Origin of the sequence: Novosphingobium guangzhouense (assembly GCF_002896965.1) — a bacterium.
Classification (GTDB): domain Bacteria; phylum Pseudomonadota; class Alphaproteobacteria; order Sphingomonadales; family Sphingomonadaceae; genus Novosphingobium; species Novosphingobium guangzhouense.
The window spans coordinates 52,063-69,819 of the sequence record NZ_LYMM01000029.1 but is presented as its reverse complement, the minus strand read 5'-3'; the positions used below and the strand labels follow the sequence as shown (position 1 = coordinate 69,819).

General features: G+C 62.9%; 21 protein-coding genes. 8 read left to right on the top strand and 13 right to left on the bottom strand.

The window, feature by feature from the left end:
- Window position 1 precedes the first annotated feature (1 nt).
- The gene (locus tag A8V01_RS09590) at window positions 2–682 is read right to left on the bottom strand and encodes a glutathione S-transferase family protein (protein WP_103095626.1); all 681 of its coding nucleotides are present in this window, start codon (window positions 680–682) and stop codon (window positions 2–4) included.
- 26 nt (window positions 683–708) lie between these two features.
- Window positions 709–1,137, bottom strand: a complete 429-nt coding sequence (locus A8V01_RS09585; RefSeq protein ID WP_103095625.1) for a VOC family protein — start codon at window positions 1,135–1,137, stop codon at window positions 709–711.
- A gap of 102 nt (window positions 1,138–1,239) precedes the next feature.
- Between A8V01_RS09585 and A8V01_RS09580 the strand changes: the two genes are divergently transcribed.
- Both A8V01_RS09580 and cobS read left to right on the top strand, forming a co-directional pair.
- Complete coding sequence (locus tag A8V01_RS09580) at window positions 1,240–1,938, top strand: winged helix-turn-helix transcriptional regulator (protein ID WP_103095802.1); 699 nt, start codon at window positions 1,240–1,242, stop codon at window positions 1,936–1,938.
- A 63-nt stretch (window positions 1,939–2,001) separates the two neighbouring features.
- Complete coding sequence (cobS, locus tag A8V01_RS09575; protein ID WP_103095624.1) at window positions 2,002–2,991, top strand: cobaltochelatase subunit CobS; 990 nt, start codon at window positions 2,002–2,004, stop codon at window positions 2,989–2,991.
- Window positions 2,992–3,048: 57 nt separating this feature from the next.
- On the opposite strand, the gene truA is transcribed toward cobS, so the two are convergent.
- On the bottom strand, window positions 3,049–3,795 hold the full coding sequence (gene truA, locus A8V01_RS09570) for a tRNA pseudouridine(38-40) synthase TruA (RefSeq protein WP_103095623.1): 747 nt from the start codon (window positions 3,793–3,795) through the stop codon (window positions 3,049–3,051).
- A gap of 96 nt (window positions 3,796–3,891) precedes the next feature.
- Between truA and A8V01_RS09565 the strand changes: the two genes are divergently transcribed.
- Window positions 3,892–4,416, top strand: coding sequence for a cupin domain-containing protein (locus A8V01_RS09565; protein WP_103095801.1), 525 nt, complete (start codon window positions 3,892–3,894; stop codon window positions 4,414–4,416).
- A gap of 2 nt (window positions 4,417–4,418) precedes the next feature.
- Here the strand turns inward: A8V01_RS09565 and fmt are convergent, their stop codons facing one another.
- Window positions 4,419–5,327, bottom strand: a complete 909-nt coding sequence (fmt, locus tag A8V01_RS09560; protein ID WP_103095622.1) for a methionyl-tRNA formyltransferase — start codon at window positions 5,325–5,327, stop codon at window positions 4,419–4,421.
- Between the two features lie 61 nt (window positions 5,328–5,388).
- Here fmt and recR point away from each other — a divergent pair, with 61 nt between their 5' ends.
- From recR to A8V01_RS09545, 3 genes are all read left to right on the top strand, one after another.
- The gene (gene recR, locus A8V01_RS09555) at window positions 5,389–5,985 is read left to right on the top strand and encodes a recombination mediator RecR (protein WP_103095621.1); all 597 of its coding nucleotides are present in this window, start codon (window positions 5,389–5,391) and stop codon (window positions 5,983–5,985) included.
- 63 nt (window positions 5,986–6,048) lie between these two features.
- Window positions 6,049–6,618: a peptide deformylase gene (gene def, locus A8V01_RS09550; protein WP_103095620.1), complete on the top strand. Its 570-nt coding sequence runs from the start codon at window positions 6,049–6,051 to the stop codon at window positions 6,616–6,618.
- An 82-nt stretch (window positions 6,619–6,700) separates the two neighbouring features.
- Window positions 6,701–8,251: a DNA recombination protein RmuC gene (locus A8V01_RS09545; RefSeq protein WP_103095619.1), complete on the top strand. Its 1,551-nt coding sequence runs from the start codon at window positions 6,701–6,703 to the stop codon at window positions 8,249–8,251.
- 22 nt (window positions 8,252–8,273) lie between these two features.
- Here A8V01_RS09545 and A8V01_RS09540 read toward each other — a convergent pair whose 3' ends face one another.
- The 8 genes from A8V01_RS09540 to A8V01_RS09505 form a co-directional block, all read right to left on the bottom strand.
- On the bottom strand, window positions 8,274–8,699 hold the full coding sequence (locus A8V01_RS09540; protein WP_103095618.1) for an META domain-containing protein: 426 nt from the start codon (window positions 8,697–8,699) through the stop codon (window positions 8,274–8,276).
- Window positions 8,700–8,750: 51 nt separating this feature from the next.
- Window positions 8,751–9,584, bottom strand: coding sequence for a TrmH family RNA methyltransferase (locus A8V01_RS09535; RefSeq protein ID WP_245892401.1), 834 nt, complete (start codon window positions 9,582–9,584; stop codon window positions 8,751–8,753).
- Window positions 9,581–9,859 (bottom strand): HPr family phosphocarrier protein, encoded by a 279-nt coding sequence (locus A8V01_RS09530; RefSeq protein ID WP_103095617.1) that lies wholly within the window; start codon window positions 9,857–9,859, stop codon window positions 9,581–9,583. The genes A8V01_RS09535 and A8V01_RS09530 overlap by 4 nt, the downstream gene beginning before the upstream one ends.
- Window positions 9,856–10,260 (bottom strand): PTS sugar transporter subunit IIA, encoded by a 405-nt coding sequence (locus tag A8V01_RS09525; protein ID WP_103095616.1) that lies wholly within the window; start codon window positions 10,258–10,260, stop codon window positions 9,856–9,858. The genes A8V01_RS09530 and A8V01_RS09525 overlap by 4 nt, the downstream gene beginning before the upstream one ends.
- Before the next feature lie 48 nt (window positions 10,261–10,308).
- Window positions 10,309–11,226 carry an RNase adapter RapZ gene (rapZ, locus tag A8V01_RS09520; protein WP_103095615.1) on the bottom strand — a complete coding sequence of 306 codons (918 nt, stop codon included), beginning with the start codon at window positions 11,224–11,226 and terminating at the stop codon, window positions 10,309–10,311.
- A gap of 70 nt (window positions 11,227–11,296) precedes the next feature.
- Entirely contained in the window at window positions 11,297–11,728 is a 432-nt protein-coding gene (locus tag A8V01_RS09515; protein WP_103095614.1) for an HPr kinase/phosphorylase, read from the bottom strand.
- Window positions 11,725–13,299 (bottom strand): sensor histidine kinase, encoded by a 1,575-nt coding sequence (locus A8V01_RS09510; RefSeq protein ID WP_103095613.1) that lies wholly within the window; start codon window positions 13,297–13,299, stop codon window positions 11,725–11,727. The genes A8V01_RS09515 and A8V01_RS09510 overlap by 4 nt, the downstream gene beginning before the upstream one ends.
- The gene (locus tag A8V01_RS09505) at window positions 13,292–14,098 is read right to left on the bottom strand and encodes a response regulator transcription factor (protein ID WP_245892400.1); all 807 of its coding nucleotides are present in this window, start codon (window positions 14,096–14,098) and stop codon (window positions 13,292–13,294) included. The genes A8V01_RS09510 and A8V01_RS09505 overlap by 8 nt, the downstream gene beginning before the upstream one ends.
- A gap of 205 nt (window positions 14,099–14,303) precedes the next feature.
- Between A8V01_RS09505 and A8V01_RS09500 the strand changes: the two genes are divergently transcribed.
- Window positions 14,304–15,908, top strand: coding sequence for a phosphoenolpyruvate carboxykinase (locus tag A8V01_RS09500; protein ID WP_103095612.1), 1,605 nt, complete (start codon window positions 14,304–14,306; stop codon window positions 15,906–15,908).
- 83 nt (window positions 15,909–15,991) lie between these two features.
- Here the strand turns inward: A8V01_RS09500 and A8V01_RS09495 are convergent, their stop codons facing one another.
- Entirely contained in the window at window positions 15,992–17,113 is a 1,122-nt protein-coding gene (locus A8V01_RS09495) for an MlaA family lipoprotein (protein WP_103095611.1), read from the bottom strand.
- Window positions 17,114–17,372: 259 nt separating this feature from the next.
- Between A8V01_RS09495 and A8V01_RS09490 the strand changes: the two genes are divergently transcribed.
- Window positions 17,373–17,726: a hypothetical protein gene (locus A8V01_RS09490; protein ID WP_103095610.1), complete on the top strand. Its 354-nt coding sequence runs from the start codon at window positions 17,373–17,375 to the stop codon at window positions 17,724–17,726.
- Window positions 17,727–17,757: the final 31 nt, after the last annotated feature.

Sequence of the window (17,757 nt, the reverse complement as noted above, 5' to 3'; positions counted from 1 at the left end):
GTCAGGCTCCTTGCTTGGCGGTACTCCTGGGGTCATGTTCGGCGAAAGGGGCTAGCTGGGCGGCCAGTGCCAGACCGAATGCAGGCCGTGCGCAGCCCCGGTCGACGTAGGCGGACAATCCCGCAGGCAGCAGCGCCGGATCGGGAAGTGCGCGCAGGACGGTGATCATCGCAATGTCGGCGATCGAGAATTCGCCCCCCAGCCACTGCCTGTCGTCCAGCGCCACTTCCAGACGTGCAAGGCGGTCAGTCAACGTGCTGGTCAACGAAGGACGACGCAGCGGCGCCCACTCCTCCTTGCGCGAGAAGAACGTGCAGTTGACGAACTCCATCACGGAAGGCTCGATCGAGTTGAACGCCGCCAGCAGCCAGCTCATCACGCTGGCGCGCTGCTGCGATCCGGGAGGGGGAAGGGCGCCCGATTTCTCGGCAAGATGGATAAGAGTGGCGCCGCTTTCGAAGACGCGCACGTCGCCGTCTTGCATGAAAGGAACCTGCCCCCATGGCTGGTCGGCGAAGTACCATTCGGGGCGCTCGATCGCGCTGATCAGGCGCACCTTGTAGGCCAGACCGTATTCTTCGCATGCCCAGCGCGGGCGCAAGTCCCGCACTTGTCCCTGCGCGAATGACGGCACCCATTCGAACGCCGTGATCTCTATGTCGGAGGTCGGATCGATAGGCATCGTCTTCTCCCTCTCTGTCAGTTGTTTCAGGCGGTCGTCGGGATTTCCATTTCACCCGCTGCAGCGGCAGGATCCATCCACATCGTTTCCCAGACGTGGCCATCGAGGTCGGTGAACGAATGGCTCACCATGAAGCCGTAATCCTGTGGCGGATTGATATCAGGCGTTCCGCCCGCGCCACCGGCCCTGACCTTCATGTCGGCAGCCTCTTCCTTGCTTTCGCAGGAAAGGCACAGCGCCACTTCGCTGGACCCGGTGTCGGGAATGGGGCGGTCGGTGAAGGTGCGCCATTTATCGTGAGTAAGGATCATCACGAAAATCGTGTCGGACCACACCATGCAGGCTGCAGTGTCATCCGTGAAACGCGGTTCGTTGGTAAAGCCCAGTGCAGAGTAGAACGCCTTGGACCGATCAAGATCGGCGACGGGGAGATTCACGAAGATCATGCGTGCCATCTGCTCTCTCCTTATGAGGGCGACGCTCCCGGCGAATCGCCTCTTGCCTGACCCTGACCTCGGTAGTAACTAAAAGCAACTATGAAGTTGCAAAATGAAACTATGCGTTCGGAAATCGCGACGGACGGGGTCAAATCCCGAATACACGGGCGCTGGTATGGCGATGCATGCGGCGCGGCATTCGCGATGGAACTTATCGGCGAACGCTGGTCGCTGCCGATCATACGCGAGATGATGCTGGGGCCGCGCCGTTTCTCGGAAATCCGCGCCGAGCTGCCGGGACTGAGCGCCAAGACGCTGACGGAGCGGCTGGAAAGCCTCGAACGCACCGGCATCGTCCGGCGCGAAACGTTGCCTCCGCCTGCGTCGGTCCAGGTTTATCGCCTCACGCAATGGGGGCTGGCGCTGGAACCGGTGATGCAGGAACTGGGGCGCTGGGCAGTGCGCTCAACACTGCATGACCCGACGCTGCCGATTACGCCGGTGTCGCTCATGCTGTCGCTGCGCACGATGATTCATCCCGAACGGATGGGCGATATGGCGCTGACGGTCGGGTTCGATGTGGCGGCGGCGAAATTCACCGGGCGGCTGGAAGGGGGGCAACTTGTGATCCATCCCGCACGCGATGGCGATCCGCAGCCCGATCTGGTCTTCGCGGCAGAATCGGGCTTCCCGTTCCTTGCGGTATTCTACGGGAAATGGCCGCGTGAAGAGGTGGCTGCGCTGCGTATCGAAGGTGACGCGATGCTGGTCCAGCGTTTTGTCGACCTGTTCAGCCTCCCTCCCAAATGCGCGAGTTGAGCGCAGGAAGTCGCCCAAAGCTTATTGCGATGCAGCGCCGCCTCCTTTACGCGATGCCCTACGATGACTGACTCCAAGATCCAGACCGAGAATCGCGACGCCACCGTGCTGGCCGCTCCCGACATCGAACTCGACGTGCGCGAGACTTTCGGGATCGACATCGACATGAAGGTTCCGGCCTTCTCCGTGGCTGACGAACGTGTGCCCGACCTCGACGAGACGTATGTGTTCGACCCGGACACCACGCTCGCGATCCTTGCGGGCTTTGCCTATAACCGCCGCGTCATGGTGCAGGGCTATCACGGCACCGGCAAGTCTACCCACATCGAACAGGTGGCGGCGCGTCTCAAGTGGCCGTGCATCCGCATCAACCTTGATGCGCACATCAGCCGTATCGACCTGATCGGGCGCGATGCCATCGTCCTGCGCAACGGGATGCAGGTCACCGAATTCCGCGAAGGTCTGCTGCCCTGGGCGCTGCAGCACCCGGTCGCGCTGGTGTTCGACGAATACGACGCAGGTCGCCCGGACGTGATGTTCGTGATCCAGCGCATCCTGGAGACTGAGGGCAAGCTGACCCTGCTGGACCAGAACCGCGTGATCCGCCCGGACCGCAATTTCCGCCTCTTCGCCACTGCCAACACGGTCGGCCTTGGGGACACCTCGGGTCTCTATCACGGCACGCAGCAGATCAACCAGGGCCAGATGGACCGCTGGAACCTGGTCGTGGCACTGAACTACCTGCCCGCCGAAACCGAAACCGGCATCGTCGCCAAGAAGGTGCCGCAGATCGATAAATCGGTGATCGCCAACATGGTAAAGGTCGCGGATTTTTCGCGGCAGGGTTTCATGAACGGCGATATCTCCACGGTGATGAGCCCGCGCACGGTCATCACCTGGGCGCAGAATACCGCGATCTTCAACGACGTCGGCTTTGCCTTCCGCCTCTCGTTCCTCAACAAGTGCGACGAGACGGAGCGGATGCTGGTGGCCGAATACTACCAGCGCGTCTTCGGGCAGGATCTGCCGGAAAGCGTCGTCGCCAAGGCGTAAGTCGGGCGACAGACACACAAAAAAAGGGCGCCTTCTGCAAGGGAGGCGCCCTTTTTGTTACTCGCCGGGGTAGACCGCCCGCACGAAGTACAGCCCGTCCGGCGGCGCATTGAGGCCCAGCCTCTGGCGGTCCCGCGCCGCCAGAGCCTCGCCGACCTCTTCCTCGCGCCAGCGGCCCATTCCGACAAGCGCAAGGCAGCCGACCATCGAGCGCACCTGATGATGCAGGAAGCTGCGCGCCTCCGCCTCGATCAGCACCATCTCGCCTTCGCGCCGAACGGCCAGCCGGTCCAGCGTCTTGAGCGGAGATGCCGACTGGCAATGCGCAGAGCGGAATGTCGTGAAATCGTGCCGTCCGACCAGTGCCTGCGCGGCACGATGCATCGCATCCGCATCCAGCGGCTTCGTCACTTGCCATGCCTTGCCGCGATCCAGCGTCAGCGGCGCGCGGCGGTTGGCGATGCGGTAGATATAGGCACGGCCGACGCAGGAAAAACGGGCGTGCCAGTCATCGGGCACAACTTCGCATGACAGTACAGCCACCGGATCGGGCCGCAATTTTGCGTTGAGCGCTTCCATCAGGCGGAACGGTTCGAACGGCTTTGCGATATCGAGATGGGCGCGCATGCCCAGACCGTGAACGCCTGCATCGGTACGCCCGGCTGCATGCATGATGGCGCGTTCGCCGGTGATGGCAAAGGCGGCATCCTCGACCGACTGCTGTACAGAGGGGCCATGCGCCTGGCGTTGCAGTCCTATGAACGGGCCGCCGTCGAATTCGAGAGTGAGCGCAAAACGGGTCATTTCGCCCCGCCGATACAGGACTGACGCCGGCGCGCAATGGGCTTGGCGGCATTCGCGTCCGGTGTCACCATCCCCGGATTGGGAAAGGAGCCTGCCATGGCCGACAATACTGAGCCCCGCTTTGCGATATTCCGCGGCACTGATGCGCCTGCGCTCGAAACGTGTGACTGCATGACATACGAAGGGGAAACCCCCAACCTTGTCGCCGCCCAGCCATTGCTGATGGAGGCGATGCAGGTGAGGGGGGAATATGCCGACGTCCCCTTCCGCCGCGCGGATATGAGCCTGGCACGGCTCTGGGTGAAGAGCGGTTTTCCGCTGCCGCTTCACAGCCACGACTGCGATTGCCTTTATTACATCGTCGCCGGATCGATCCGCATGGGGAAAGAGACGCTGGAGGCGGGCGATGGTTTCTTCGTTGGCGCTGAAGTGCCCTATGCTTACACGGCCGGACCGGACGGCGCGGAAGTCCTCGAGTTCCGCAAGACTGACCGGTTCAACATCCGGGTTCGGGACAAGTCGGTCAGCGGATGGGAGAAGACGGCGGCCACCTTGCGCGAAGGCCACGCGCGATGGGCTGACGAAGCACCGCCACAGCGCCGGATGCCGGAAAAGGCCTGAACTCAGCCCAGTCTGGTTCCCGCAGGGATGGGCCGACCGCGCAGCAGGTCCGCGACGTCCATCGCCGGCTTGCCTGCGCGCTGGATGCGCGTGACCTCAAGTGCCCCGTCGCCACAGGCTATCGTCAGGCCGTCGTCAAGCGTGGTTGCTGCCTCTCCCATACCCTCGACGATCCGTGCCGCCAGCACCTTGTAGCGTTCGCCCTCCAGTTCAAAGAAGGCGCCGGGCGCGGGCATGAAGGCACGCACCTGTCGTTCGACCTCGGCTGCAGGGGCGAAGAAATCGAGTCGCGCCTCGGCCTTGTCGATCTTGCGGGCGTAAGTCACCCCGTCTTCGGGCTGGGCTACCGGGCGATGGACTGCAAGGTCGCGCAAGGTGCCGATCAATAGTTGCGCGCCCTTTTCGGCCAGTTCGGAAGTCAGTTCGCCTGCCGTCTTGGCATCGATCGTGGTTCGCAGCGTCGCCAGCATCGGCCCTGTGTCGAGGCCCGCCTCCATCTGCATGATGGTGATTCCTGTCGTCGGGTCTCCGGCAAGGATCGCGCGCTGGATCGGTGCCGCGCCGCGCCAGCGCGGGAGGATCGAGGCATGGATGTTGAGGCACCCAAGGCGCGGCGCATCCAGCACCGCTTGCGGCAGGATCAGGCCATAGGCCGCCACGATGGCGACATCCGCCTCAAGCGCTGCAAAGGCGGCCTGCTCTTCCGCGCCTTTGAGGGAAACTGGATGGCGAACCTCGATCCCGCGCGTTTCAGCTTCGCGATGAACGGGCGAGGGCGTCAGTTCCTTGCCGCGCCGTCCACCGGGGCGCGGAGGCTGTGTATAGGCGGCCACGACCTCGTGCCCCGCCTCCACCAGCGCGACCAGGGCGGGGACGGCGAAATCGGGTGTTCCCATGAAGATGATGCGCATGATGTGGGGAACTCCTGAGCGGGCTTTACCAAGAACGGGATGAGGCCCTATCTCCCCATCCATGGCATCGCAAGAGATCGAGACGCTGACCACCGCCCTGTCGCGCCTGCCGGGCCTTGGCCCGCGCTCGGCCCGGCGCGGCGTTCTATGGCTGATCAAACGCCGGGAAACCGCGCTGGTTCAGCTGCTCGAAGCGCTCGACGCAGTGCGCGAGGCGCTGGTCGAATGCCGCATCTGCGGCAATGTCGACACCACCGATCCTTGCGGTATCTGTGCCGATCCGCGCCGCGATGCGCGCTCGATCTGCGTGGTGGAGGAAGTCGCCGATCTCTGGGCACTCGATCGGGCGCGGCTGTTCACCGGCCGTTACCATGTGCTCGGCGGGCGCCTTTCCGCGCTGGACGGGGTGCGGCCCGAAGACCTCGCGATCGACAGCCTGCTGCGCCGCATCGAAGAAGGTGGTATCGACGAAGTGCTCCTCGCCATGAACGCGACGCTCGAAGGGCAGACTACCGCACATTACATTGCCGAGCGGCTTGAAGGTTTTCCGGTGCGGGTGACGCAACTTGCCCATGGCCTGCCGGTAGGAGGCGAACTTGATTACCTGGACGAAGGCACTCTGGCACAGGCCATCCGCGCGCGACGTCCGGTCGCCTGAAGCGATTACTGAGATCGCCGCCTGATCCTTGCGAAAACGCGGTTTCGCGATTATCTGGCGCAAATGGCTATCCGTGAAATCCTTGAAGTTCCCGATCCGCGTCTCAAGCAGATCTCCGTTCCCGTCGAAAAGTTCGACGATGAGCTGAAAACGCTCGTCGAGGACATGTTCGAAACGATGTACGATGCTCCCGGCATTGGCCTCGCCGCGATCCAGGTTGGCGTGCCGCTGCGCGTGCTCGTGATCGACCTCCAGCCCGAGGATGAGGACGCCGAACCGGAAGTCTGCACGTCGCACGGTGATCATCATCACACGCATCAGCCGACGAAGAAGGAACCCCGGATTTTCATCAATCCGGAAATCCTTGATCCTTCCGAAGACCATATCGTCTATCAGGAAGGCTGTCTCTCGGTGCCGGATATCTTTGCCGACGTGGAACGCCCCTCCCGCATCCGCGCGCGCTGGCAGGATCTCGATGGCACCGCGCATGAAGAAGAGATGGATGGCCTTCTGGCTATCTGCCTCCAGCATGAGATGGACCACCTCGAAGGCATTCTCTTCATCGACCACCTCTCGCGTCTGAAGCGCCAGATGGCGCTCAAAAAGCTGGAAAAACTGCGCAAGGCGGCCTGATTTTTACCGGGGCGCACGGCGCCCCGGTGGAAAATCGACGCGGAGGGCTGGAGTTCCTGAAATGTTCCATTAGTCTGGGCTGATGGAACTTGTCGTCGCCACGATTCTCGCCCTCGTCATCGGCCTTGCAGCAGGCTGGTTCTTCGGTTCGCGCCCGGCCGCGCAATGGCGGGCGCAAGCCGAATTGCGGGAGCGGGAGGTGCGCGAAGGCGACGCCAAGTATCTGCGCACCTTTGCCGATCTTGAAGCCGCCCGCGAACGTGCTGGCCGCGCCGACGCACTGGAACAGGCGCTTGATCGGGCGCGCACTGACCATGATACCCTGACCGAGCGCCTGCGCCATGATGGTGCGGCCGCAGTGGAGCGTATCCGTTCGGAACTGACGCAGGCACTGGACAAGGTTCGCGCTGACAACTCGGCGCGCGTCGATGGCCTCCTGCGCGAACAGCGCAGCCTCTCCGAAGAACTTTCGACGCTGCGTGAAAAGTCCGCGAATTTCGATGAACAGAAGCGCCTTCTGCTCGAAGCGCAGGAAGCCTTGCGCAAGGAATTCGAGAATGCGGGCGCCAAAGTGCTGGCAGGCGCGCAGGAAGCCTTTTTGCGCCGCGCCGGAGAGCGTTTCGAGCAGAGCGAAAAGGCCAGCGCTGAACGCCTCAATTCGATCCTCACACCCGTGGGGCAGCGCCTGAGGAGTTATGAGGAGCAGGTCGCCGCGCTTGAGGCCAAGCGTGTCGATGCGTTCGGCCAGTTGACCGGCCAGATCGAAGCGCTGCGCGTCGGGCAGGAGATGGTCCGTGCAGAGGCAGTTCGACTTGGCAATTCGCTGCGCAATGCCCCGAAAGCGCGGGGGCGCTGGGGCGAACAGCAGCTCAAGAACGTGCTGGAACAGTGCGGGTTGACCGAACACACCGATTTCGAGACTGAGCAGTCGATCAACACCGAAGATGGCCGCCTGCGTCCCGATGCGATCGTGCGCATTCCCGGCAACAAGCAACTGGTGATTGACGCCAAGGTCTCGCTCAATGCCTACCAGGATGCTTTCGAGGCTGAGGATGAGGCTGGACGCCTCGCCTTCATGACCCAGCACGCAACTTCGATGCGCAATCACATTCAGACGCTGGGCGCCAAAAGCTACCAGAGCCAGTTTGAGAATGCGCCGGACTACGTAATCATGTTTGTTCCCGGCGAGCATTTCATCGCTGCTGCACTCGATCACGATTCGGGGCTGTGGGACTTTGCCTTTGACCGCAAGGTATTGCTGGCCAGCCCCACCAACCTTGTTGCCATTGCGCGTACCATTGCGCAGGTGTGGCAGCAGGAAGGGCTTGCCCGCGAAGCGCGCGAGATCGGCAAGCTGGGTGCGGATCTTTACGACAGTCTGGCGAAAACGCAGGACGATCTGTCGAAGGTCGGCGTGCACATGGGCAGGGCAGTCAACAGTTTCAATGACTTCGCCCGTACTTATGAGGGCAATGTCATGAGCCGTGCACGTCGGCTCAGCGAAAAGCATATCAAGATCGGCAAGCGTGAAATTTCCGACGAAGTGCCGTCAGTCGAAGCTGCGCCCCGCTACGCAGACATGGGCGTGCAGATCGAGGATCGCAGCGAAGAATCGACCGAAGCAGCAGAGTAAGCGCAACGGCGCGGGTCGCGCATCAGGCGCCGGTTCGCGTCAGTTCTGCAACGTGTCCGCTTGAACGCAGGACCATGCGCTTGCCATCGACCGTGACCAGCGGAGTTGCAGTCAACAGCGCATTGACGGCGTTGCCTTGTTGCCATGACGCGTTGGGGCATGCTGCTTCGCTCTGGTCGAACGGTCCGGCAACCAGCCTCTCCGCATCGATGCGCCACGGCCCTTGCAGTCGGCTGCACCCTGCCTGCACGCTAATCCATTCTTTCGCGAAGGAAACCTGTGCGTCCGTGGATAGCGGGCGATCACCGTCGATGCTTGTGAAACGCCATTGGCCTTGCGCCGAGTGCTCTATTATCGGGCCGCGCCGGGCGATGTGGGCCCCGTCTCCGGTGTCCGAGCACGCTGCCAGGAAAGCTGGCGCAATCAGGAGAAGGGCGGTTCGTTTCATCACCCGCCAAGTCTTATACCGGACAGGTGAGGATGGGATGAACGCGCGCCCTCAGGAACTTTTCAGATGGGCCAGTGCCTCATAGGCAAGAACTGCCCCCGCGACGGCCGCATTCAGGCTGTCCGCGCGGCCCAGCATCGGGATGGTTACGCGCAGGTCGCAGGCCTCTTCATAGTTCGCCGGCAGCCCCTGTGATTCGTTGCCGACCATCAGGAAACAAGGCGCGGCGTAAGGCGCCTGCCGGTAATCGGTGGGGTCGCGCAGTGATGCGGCGACCAGTTGTCCGTCTCCGCCGCGCAGCCACTCCTGAAACTCGTCCCAACGGGCAATGGCAAGCTTCTGGGTGAAGATAGCGCCCATGCTGGCGCGCACTGCTTCTACCGAGAACGGATCGGCGCAATCGTCGATCAGGATGAGGCCGCCCGCGCCCACGGCATCGCCGGTGCGCAGCATCGTGCCAAGATTGCCCGGATCGCGCAGCGCCTGTGCCACCAGCCAGATCGGCGAACTTGCGCGGTCAAGGTTGGCGAGGCGGGTGTCGAATTCGGCAAAAACGCCTGCGACGGCCTGCGGATTGTCCTTGCCGGTGACTTTGGCGAGGATTTCCACGTCCATCTCGACGATATCGCCGCCTGCAGCCGAGACGGCTGTTTCCAATGCGTCCAGCAACGGATGCGGATCGCGGCCGATGGCCATGACCAGCATTTCGGGCAGCACGCCGCATTCACGGGCATCGGTAAGCAGGCGCAGGCCTTCGGCCAGAAAACGCTTCTCGCGCTTGCGGTGCTTCTTGTCGCGGAGCGAGCGCAGGAACTTGACGAGCGGGTTGGAAAAGCCGGTGATGGTGCGGCGTTCGATACCGCCCGGCGAATACGGGATGCTCACTCTTCGCCGAAGCCGCCGCGAACCAGACCGGCCAGCACCGCCAGGGCGGTATCGGCGCCTTCGCCCGAGCAGGTGATCTCGATCGTGTCGCCCTTCGCGGCTCCCAGCATCATGAGTCCGAGGATCGATCCCCCAGCTGCGGACATGCCATCCTTGCTGACGGTGACAGAAACAGCGGCCGGCAAGTCGGCGACATGGCCAACAAACTTTGCACTGGCGCGGGCGTGGAGGCCGCGCTTGTTGACGATCAGCACCGAATCGCGACAGTCGATCATGCGTCCTGGCCCAGATATTCGCTGGCAATGGTGATATAATTGCGGCCGGCATCGCGTGCGGCGGCCACCGCCTCGCGAACCGGCATGCATCCGCGCGCCTTGGCGAGCCGGATCAGCATGGGCAGGTTTATCCCGGCGATTACTTCTACCTTGCCTGCCTGCATGAGAGAGATCGCAAGATTGGAAGGCGTGCCGCCGAACAGGTCGGTCAGGATGATCACGCCTTCGCCGCTATCGACCTTGACGATGGCGTCCGCGATTTCCGAGCGGCGGCGTTCCATGTCATCGTTGGGGCCGATACAGACGGTCTCGACATCGGCCTGATCGCCGACGACGTGTTCCATCGCGTGTACGAACTCCTCGGCGAGATTGCCGTGAGTAACCAGAATCATGCCGATCATGCCGGGAGTGCGCTCCGAAATTCCTGCAATCGCACCCGGTTGGTATCTCTATTTCCCACGTTGCAGACCCCCTTCGAGAAGATCCGCCGCCCGTGAGGCCAGGTTGCGGTGCAGCAATGTGGGCGAAAATCCTGATTGACGCAAGACCGCTGCGATCTGTTCTGCGGTGAAGACGGAACGATGTTTCCCTCCGGTACACCCGAATGCGATATGCACATACGCCTTACCCTGGGCGCGGTAGCGGGGAAGCAACATCAGGATAAGGTCGCGGATACGGGCAAATGCTTCGTCCCACGCGGGATCCTTGCGGATGTAATCGCCGACCGGCGCGTCTTGCCCGGTCTGCGGGCGCAATTCGGCATCCCAGTGCGGGTTGTTCAAAAAGCGCATGTCGAAGACCAGGTCGGCGACGGGGGGCATCCCGCGGGAGAAGCCGAAGCTGGACACGGAGACCGTCATTTCATCTGCGGTACTGTCAGCAAAGCGCTCGCGAATCACTTGTTGCAGATCGTTCGAGGTGAACTCGGTCGTGTCGATCAGCAAATCCGCCCAGCGGCGCAGCGGGGCGAGGAGTTCACGCTCGGCGCGTATGCCGGTTGATACGGGTGCATCTGCGGCAAGGGCATGGCGACGCCGCGTCTCGTTATAGCGGCGTTCCAGCTCCGTGCTGGAGCAGTCCAGGAACATGGTGGTGATCTCAAGATCGGGACGTTCGCTGAGGCTTTTTACCTGCGCGATGACGCGACCGGGATCGAACCCGCGTGTGCGCGAATCGAAACCGATGGCAAGCGGTGTAGGATCGCCGTCGGGCGCGCCGTCGATCAAGGCTTCGAGCATGCGGACGGGAAAGTTGTCGACGATTTCCCAGCCAAGGTCTTCCAGAACGCGCAGGGCTGTTGTTTTGCCCGCGCCCAGCATGCCCGTAACCAGCAGCAACCGCTGCGGATTTCCCACTAGATTCCCCATTGCCGCTATCTGCGCCCTGCGCGCCTGAAAGGGAAGGGGCCAAAAGCCGGTGACGTCCCGGTCCAATGCGTTATCTACATTGCAGGCCGTAATGCCGCAGCGCCAGTTCCGCTTTTATCGCAAGGCCTAGGCCGTCAGGATGAAGCCGGATCAGCGGGATCGGCATCCCCCCGAGCATGATCGCTTCGGCCTCTTCGATGTAGCGCGGCGCCGCCGGATCGAGCAGAAGGAGGAGTGCGACGGGTTTCGCGGTCGAGCACGCGAACGGCAGCAGACCCAGATTGCGCACTTCCAGCAGTCCGCGTGTTCGGGGATGCGGGCTGGCCAGCAATTGCCCGTCGATCCTGTCAAGCATCACGGAATCGTCACCTATCAGCACCGCGCCGCGATCGATCAGCGCCAGCGCCAGACTGGACTTGCCCGCACCCGAAGGCCCTTCGATCAGAACCGCCCGTCCGTCGATCTCCACGCACGTTGACTGGCGCGCGACGGGCAGCGTCATGCCTCTGCCTCCCAACGGGGCAAGGATATGAGCAATCGCGCGCCGTTCTGCCCATCGGTGCGATCCGTCGCGATCAGGCGGCCGAAGTGTGCTTCCACGATGGTACGGGCAATGGCCAGCCCAAGCCCGCTGTGCGTGCCGAACTCCTCGCGCGAGGGGCGGAGCGAGTGGAAGCGTTCGAAAACGCGCTCCCTTGCCGCCTTGGGGATGCCCGGACCATGGTCCGAAACGGCGATTTTCACCCGGCTTTCCGCAACAAACATCGCGATTTCTATCGGCTCGCCCGATGGGGAGAAGGAAACCGCGTTGTCGATGAGGTTCTGCAGTACGCGTTCAAGGCGGGGGGCATCGCCGGGCACCGTAAGGTCGGCATCTTCGGTCGTGATGGTCACGCGACTTGCGCCATTGACGCCGCGCTGGTCGCGCTCGGCAACGAGAGCCGCGACTAGTCGCCCCATGTCGACGGGCTCAAACGTGGTGCGGCTCAACTGGGCGTCAATGCGGCTTGCATCGGCGATTTCGGTGACGAGGAAGTCGATCCGGCGCACGTCATCCTGCGCAATGGCGAGGAGTTGGCGGCGCAAGTCGGGTTTGTCGACGCGGTCGAGCGTTTCCAGGGCGCTGCGCAAGGAGGTGAGCGGGTTCTTCAGTTCGTGAGCGACATCGGCCGCGAAGCTTTCCACTGCGTCGATGCGCTGGCGCAATGCTCCGCTCATGTCCGAGATCGCGCGGGCAAGCAGGCCGATTTCATCGCGGCGGTCGGGGAGGCGTGGGACGACGACGCTACGGTCGCGGCCAAGGCGCACGCGCACGGCAGCGCGCACCAGTTTGCGCAGTGGTTCGACGATAGTGCGTGCAAGAAAAAGCGACAGCAGGATGGAAACGCCGAGCGCACCGCCAACGATGATGGCCAGGGTCTGGCGTGCCATGCGCACGTTCTCGGTGATGTCCCGCGCATTGCGTGTCACCAGCAGCGCCGAACCGTCGGTGCCGACGGGTGTTGCAGCGATGATCACGGGCGTCCGGTCCGGCGCGGCCTTGTGGCTGATCCATGTCTCCTTGCCGACCAGCGCGGCGCCGACTTCGGGCCAGGCGCGCGCGGTGTTCTCGGCAGGATCGCGGTAATCGGGAATTTCAGGCGCGCCCAGCACGAAGTCCATGGCGCGATCCAGCATGCGGGCTGCATCCTGCAACCAAGGCTCGGCGCGGGGGTCGGCCAGGCGATAGGAGGGTGGCGCCAACGCGAAACTGTCCCCCACCAGTTGTCCGTTGCCGTCGAACAGGCGCAGGCGCAGATCCTGTTCGGTGCCGATGCGGGTGATGAGCGCGAGGCGGCCGGAAGCGGGTTCTTCGGCCAGCGCGTCGGCGGTGATCTCGGCTTCGGACTTGGCGAGGCGGTAACGCTCGGCCAGCAGTTCGTTGCGGTAGCTGTCGATGTAGAACAGGCTTCCGGCAAGCAGGCCAAGCGCGATGAAGTTGACCGCGAGGATGCGCGCGGTCAGCGAAACACGCCATGACAATGCAAGCCGCGCCGGGTGTCGCCGGCGACGGGAACGGGATCGCCTAGCCATCGGCGAAGGAATAGCCTGCGCCGTACAGCGTGTCGATCGCCCCGAATTCCGGATCGACGGCGCGGAACTTGCGGCGCAGGCGCTTGATGTGGCTGTCGATGGTCCGGTCATCGACGTAGACATCGTCGCTGTAGGCCGCGTCCATCAGCTGGTTGCGGCTTTTGACCACGCCGGGGCGCAGGGCCATCGCTTCCAGGATCAGGAATTCGGTAACGGTCAGCGAAACCGGCTTGCCGTCCCAAGTGACCTGGTGGCGGGCAGGGTCGAGCGAAAGCCGGCCGCGCACCACGGGTTCTGGCAGTTCAGCGCCCGGCACCTCTTCGGGCGGGGCCTTGGCCAGTTCGCTGCGCCGCAGGATCGCCCTGATCCGCGCCACGAGCAGGCGCAGGCTGAACGGTTTGGTGATATAATCGTCCGCGCCCATCGCGAGGCCGAGTGCCTCGTCGGGTTCCTCGTCCTTGGAGGTCAGGAAGATGACCGGCAGGCGGGATTGCGCGCGCAAAGCCTTGAGCAGTTCCAGACCATCCATGCGCGGCATCTTCACGTCGAAGATCGCAAGGTCGGGGGGATTTTCCTGAAGTGCCTTCAGCGCAGTCTCACCGTCGGCGTAGACGCGCGTTGCGAAGCCTTCCGCGTGGAGGCTGATCGACAGCGTGGTCAGGATGTTGCGGTCATCGTCCACCAGCGCGATCGTCTGCTGGCGCGCCGGGCATGGCGTATCGCATGCACTGGCGGGCGAAAGGCCGATGGCGCTATCGGCCGCAGTGTTCGACGGGTCAGCGTTCGGAGTATCGGCCATGCCCGCCATTGCCTAGCGGCTCGGCACTCCGATGGCAATTCTCGCAGCGCGGGGATGAAATGTAGGAACCACCAAGCCTTGATGGTTCCAATTGCCGTCAATTTGACGGAAAAGAGACCGTTGCTTGAACAGCGGCACGATTCTTGCGCAGGAATCGCCTTAGCGTCAGCGGGAATACCCGTAACGGCGCCATCTTTTGGAGGAGATGACATTGACCACCCTTAGCTATCCGCTCTCGAAACAGGGCATTGAAACGAAGGCCCAGGTCTTCGCCAACCTCGGCACGGCTCCTCTGGTCGAGCATGCGGTGAAGAACGGGGAGGGCGTGCTTTCGGCAGACGGTCCTTTCGTCGTCGCCACCGGCAAGCACACCGGACGCTCGGCCAAGGACAAGTTCATCGTCAAGGACGCCGAGACGGAAAGCACCGTGTGGTGGGGCAAGACCAACGTGCCGATGACGCCGGAACATTTCGCCGCGCTGAAGGAGGATTTCCTTGCCGCAGTTGCCGGAAAGGATACGCTCTACGTGGCCGACCTGTTCGGCGGCTCGCAGCCTGAGCACCGCGTCAACGTGCGGGTGATCAACGAATTCGCCTGGCATAACCTGTTCATCCGCACCCTGCTGGTGCGACCGACCGAAACGGAGCTGGAGGGCTTCGCGCCGGAATACACCATCATCGATCTGCCCAGCTTCCGCGCCGACCCTGCGCGCCACGGTTCGCGCAGCGAAACGGTGATCGCGGTCAACTTTACCGAAAAGCTGATCCTGATCGGTGGGACTGCCTATGCCGGAGAGATGAAGAAGTCGGTTTTCGGCATCCTCAACTACCTGCTGCCGGTGAAGGGTGTCATGCCGATGCACTGTTCGGCCAACATCGGTCCGGAAGGCGATACGGCGGTATTCTTCGGCCTTTCGGGCACGGGCAAGACCACGCTGTCGGCCGACGCATCGCGTACGCTGATCGGCGATGACGAACATGGCTGGTCGGACACCGCCGTGTTCAACTTCGAAGGTGGCTGCTACGCCAAGATGATCCGCCTGTCCGAAGAAGCAGAGCCGGAAATCTACGCCACCACCCGCCGTTTCGGCACGGTGCTGGAAAACGTCGTGATCGATCCCGTGACCCGAAAGATCGATCTCGACGACAACTCGCTGGCGGAAAACAGCCGCGGTTCCTACCCGATCGACTTCATTCCGAACTGTTCGGAAAAGAACCTTGGGCCGGTGCCGAAGAACCTGATCTTCCTGACGGCCGACGCGTATGGCGTGCTGCCGCCGATCGCGCGGCTGACCCCGGATCAGGCGATGTACCACTTCCTTTCGGGCTACACCGCGCGCGTCGCCGGCACCGAGATCGGCGTGACCGAGCCGGAGGCGACGTTCTCCACCTGCTTCGGCGCACCGTTCATGCCGCGCCACCCCTCCGTCTACGGTAACTTGCTGAAAGAGCGCATCGCCAAGGGCGGGGTGAAATGCTGGCTGGTGAACACCGGCTGGTCGGGCGGCAAGGCGACCATGGAGGGCATCAAGCGCATGCCGATCAAGGCCACCCGTGCGCTGCTCAATGCCGCGCTCGACGGCAGCCTGAACGATGCCGACTTCCGCGAGGATCCGAACTTCGGTTTCGAGGTTCCCGTGGAAGTGCCCGGTGTCGATACCCGGCTGCTCGACCCGCGCGGTGCATGGGCAGATGGAGCCGAATACGACAGGACGGCGCAGACGCTGGTGAAGCAGTTCATCGACAACTTCGAACAGTTCGAAGAGCACGTCGATGAGGGTGTGCGCAAGGCAGCGCCCGTCGCGGCCTGAGGCGCTTTTGCGCTGATAGCATGAAAAAAAGGCCCCGGAACCGCAGTTTCGGGGCCTTTTTTGGGCGTGATCGCCGCATCGGATCAGGGGTGTGCGGGCTCTGCCACAACCGGAGGAACAACTGGTGCCGTGCCTTCGGGCGTGGCGTCCGTGCCCGAAGGCGTTGACGGAGCAGATACTTCAGGCGCGACGACGCTTTCTTGCGCAGGGGCAACCGCCGTGGGCGCTTCGGGTGCCGGCTCTTCCACAGCCTTTGCCTTCCCGCCCGCCGTCTTCATGCCAGGGCCGTAAACTGGCACGACGCCGGGCGTCACGCGGCCGTGCAGCGCCTCGATCTCTGCCTTGCGTTGCTGCAGGTAGAGCTCGCGATAGGCCGCGTAGGGATTGTCCTCTTCCCGGATGCGGCGGATTTCCTCATCAAACGCAGCGCGCTCGCCCAACTGGCTGAGGATGGTCGAGGGGATGACCACTGCCGGCTTGTTGAAGGGCGATCCGACCACTGCGGGCAGCAGCGCCTTGTCGACTGTATCGCCGATGATGTCGCGTAGTGTCGTCGGACCGATGATCGGGAGGTAGAAGTAGGGGCCGGGCCCCACACCGTAATAGCCCAGCACATTGGCAAGGCCATTGGGTCGATACGGCAGGTTGAAGGGCTTGCGCTTCGCCACATCGACAAGGCCCGCCGCGCCGATGGTGCTGTTGATGGCAAAACGCCCCACCGTTTCAGCCGCCTTGCCGGGTTTGAGTTCCAGCAGATAGGCGACGAACACCACAGGTTCAGTCAGGTTTGAAAAGAAGTTGCGCAGACCCTGCCGCACCGGACGCGGCAGGCCCTTGTTGTAGACCTTTGCGACCGGTTCCAGCACCGCCTTGTCGACGGCCTGCACCGTCTCGAACGATTTCTCGTTTATGCGTTCAAGCGGATCGCCCGGTGGGGGCGGCTTGCGCGGCATGACGATGATTTCATTGCCGTCCGCCGCCGCTTCATCGGCCTGAGGCGCATCAGCAGGAACTGGCGGCGCTTCAGTCGTAGCGGGAGCAGGCCCTGCATCCGGAACGGTAGCGTTTTCGGGCGCCGCCTGTGCATCGGCGACTGCGTCTCCGGCAGGTTGGGAGAGGGGCGCAGTGCCGGTCATTGCCGGAACACCGGCTTCGGGGGCGACCGTACTTATCATCACCGCGACAGCGGCGGCCGTCAGGCTCATGCGTTAGTCCTTGTCGGGCTCTCGCGCCCACAGCGTAGAAAAACACCTTGCAGGTCCGGTTGCCCCCAAACCATACGCAAGTGTGACGAAGTGCGCTACGCTGCGCCTGGCTTTTCGTCAATTGCACGGCTTGCACCTTGTTCCCGCGAAAAGGCGAATGGGCGCGCATCAGCCAGCGACGAACCGCGATGATTTCAGGACTTTCGTTCGTCACCGCATGGCCCCATATTCGCAAGGTCCATTATTTGGAGTGACGCACATGGGACTTTTCGACGGTATTCTCGGTCAGGTCAGTGAGCATGCGGATGTGGCCAATCTTGCGACCAAACTGGGGCTTGCTCCCGAAGTGGCGGAAAAAGCGATAGCTGCGCTTGGCATCGCGCATCAGCAGGATGGCGATACGGCCCAGCTTGCGGCGGAGCGCAGCGGTCTTGATGTGGGCACCATCCAGCAGATGATCGCGCAGATCGGTGGCGAAGGTTCGTTGACCCAGTTCGCCAGTGCCATCGCCGCCGATCCGGGCAAGGTGGCCAGCTTCTTCGACAAGGACGGTGACGGCAGCGTCATGGACGATCTGACCGGCATGGCGAAGGGGCTTTTCGGCAAGTCCTGAACGGATTGTCCTCCCGGATAATCTCCGGGAG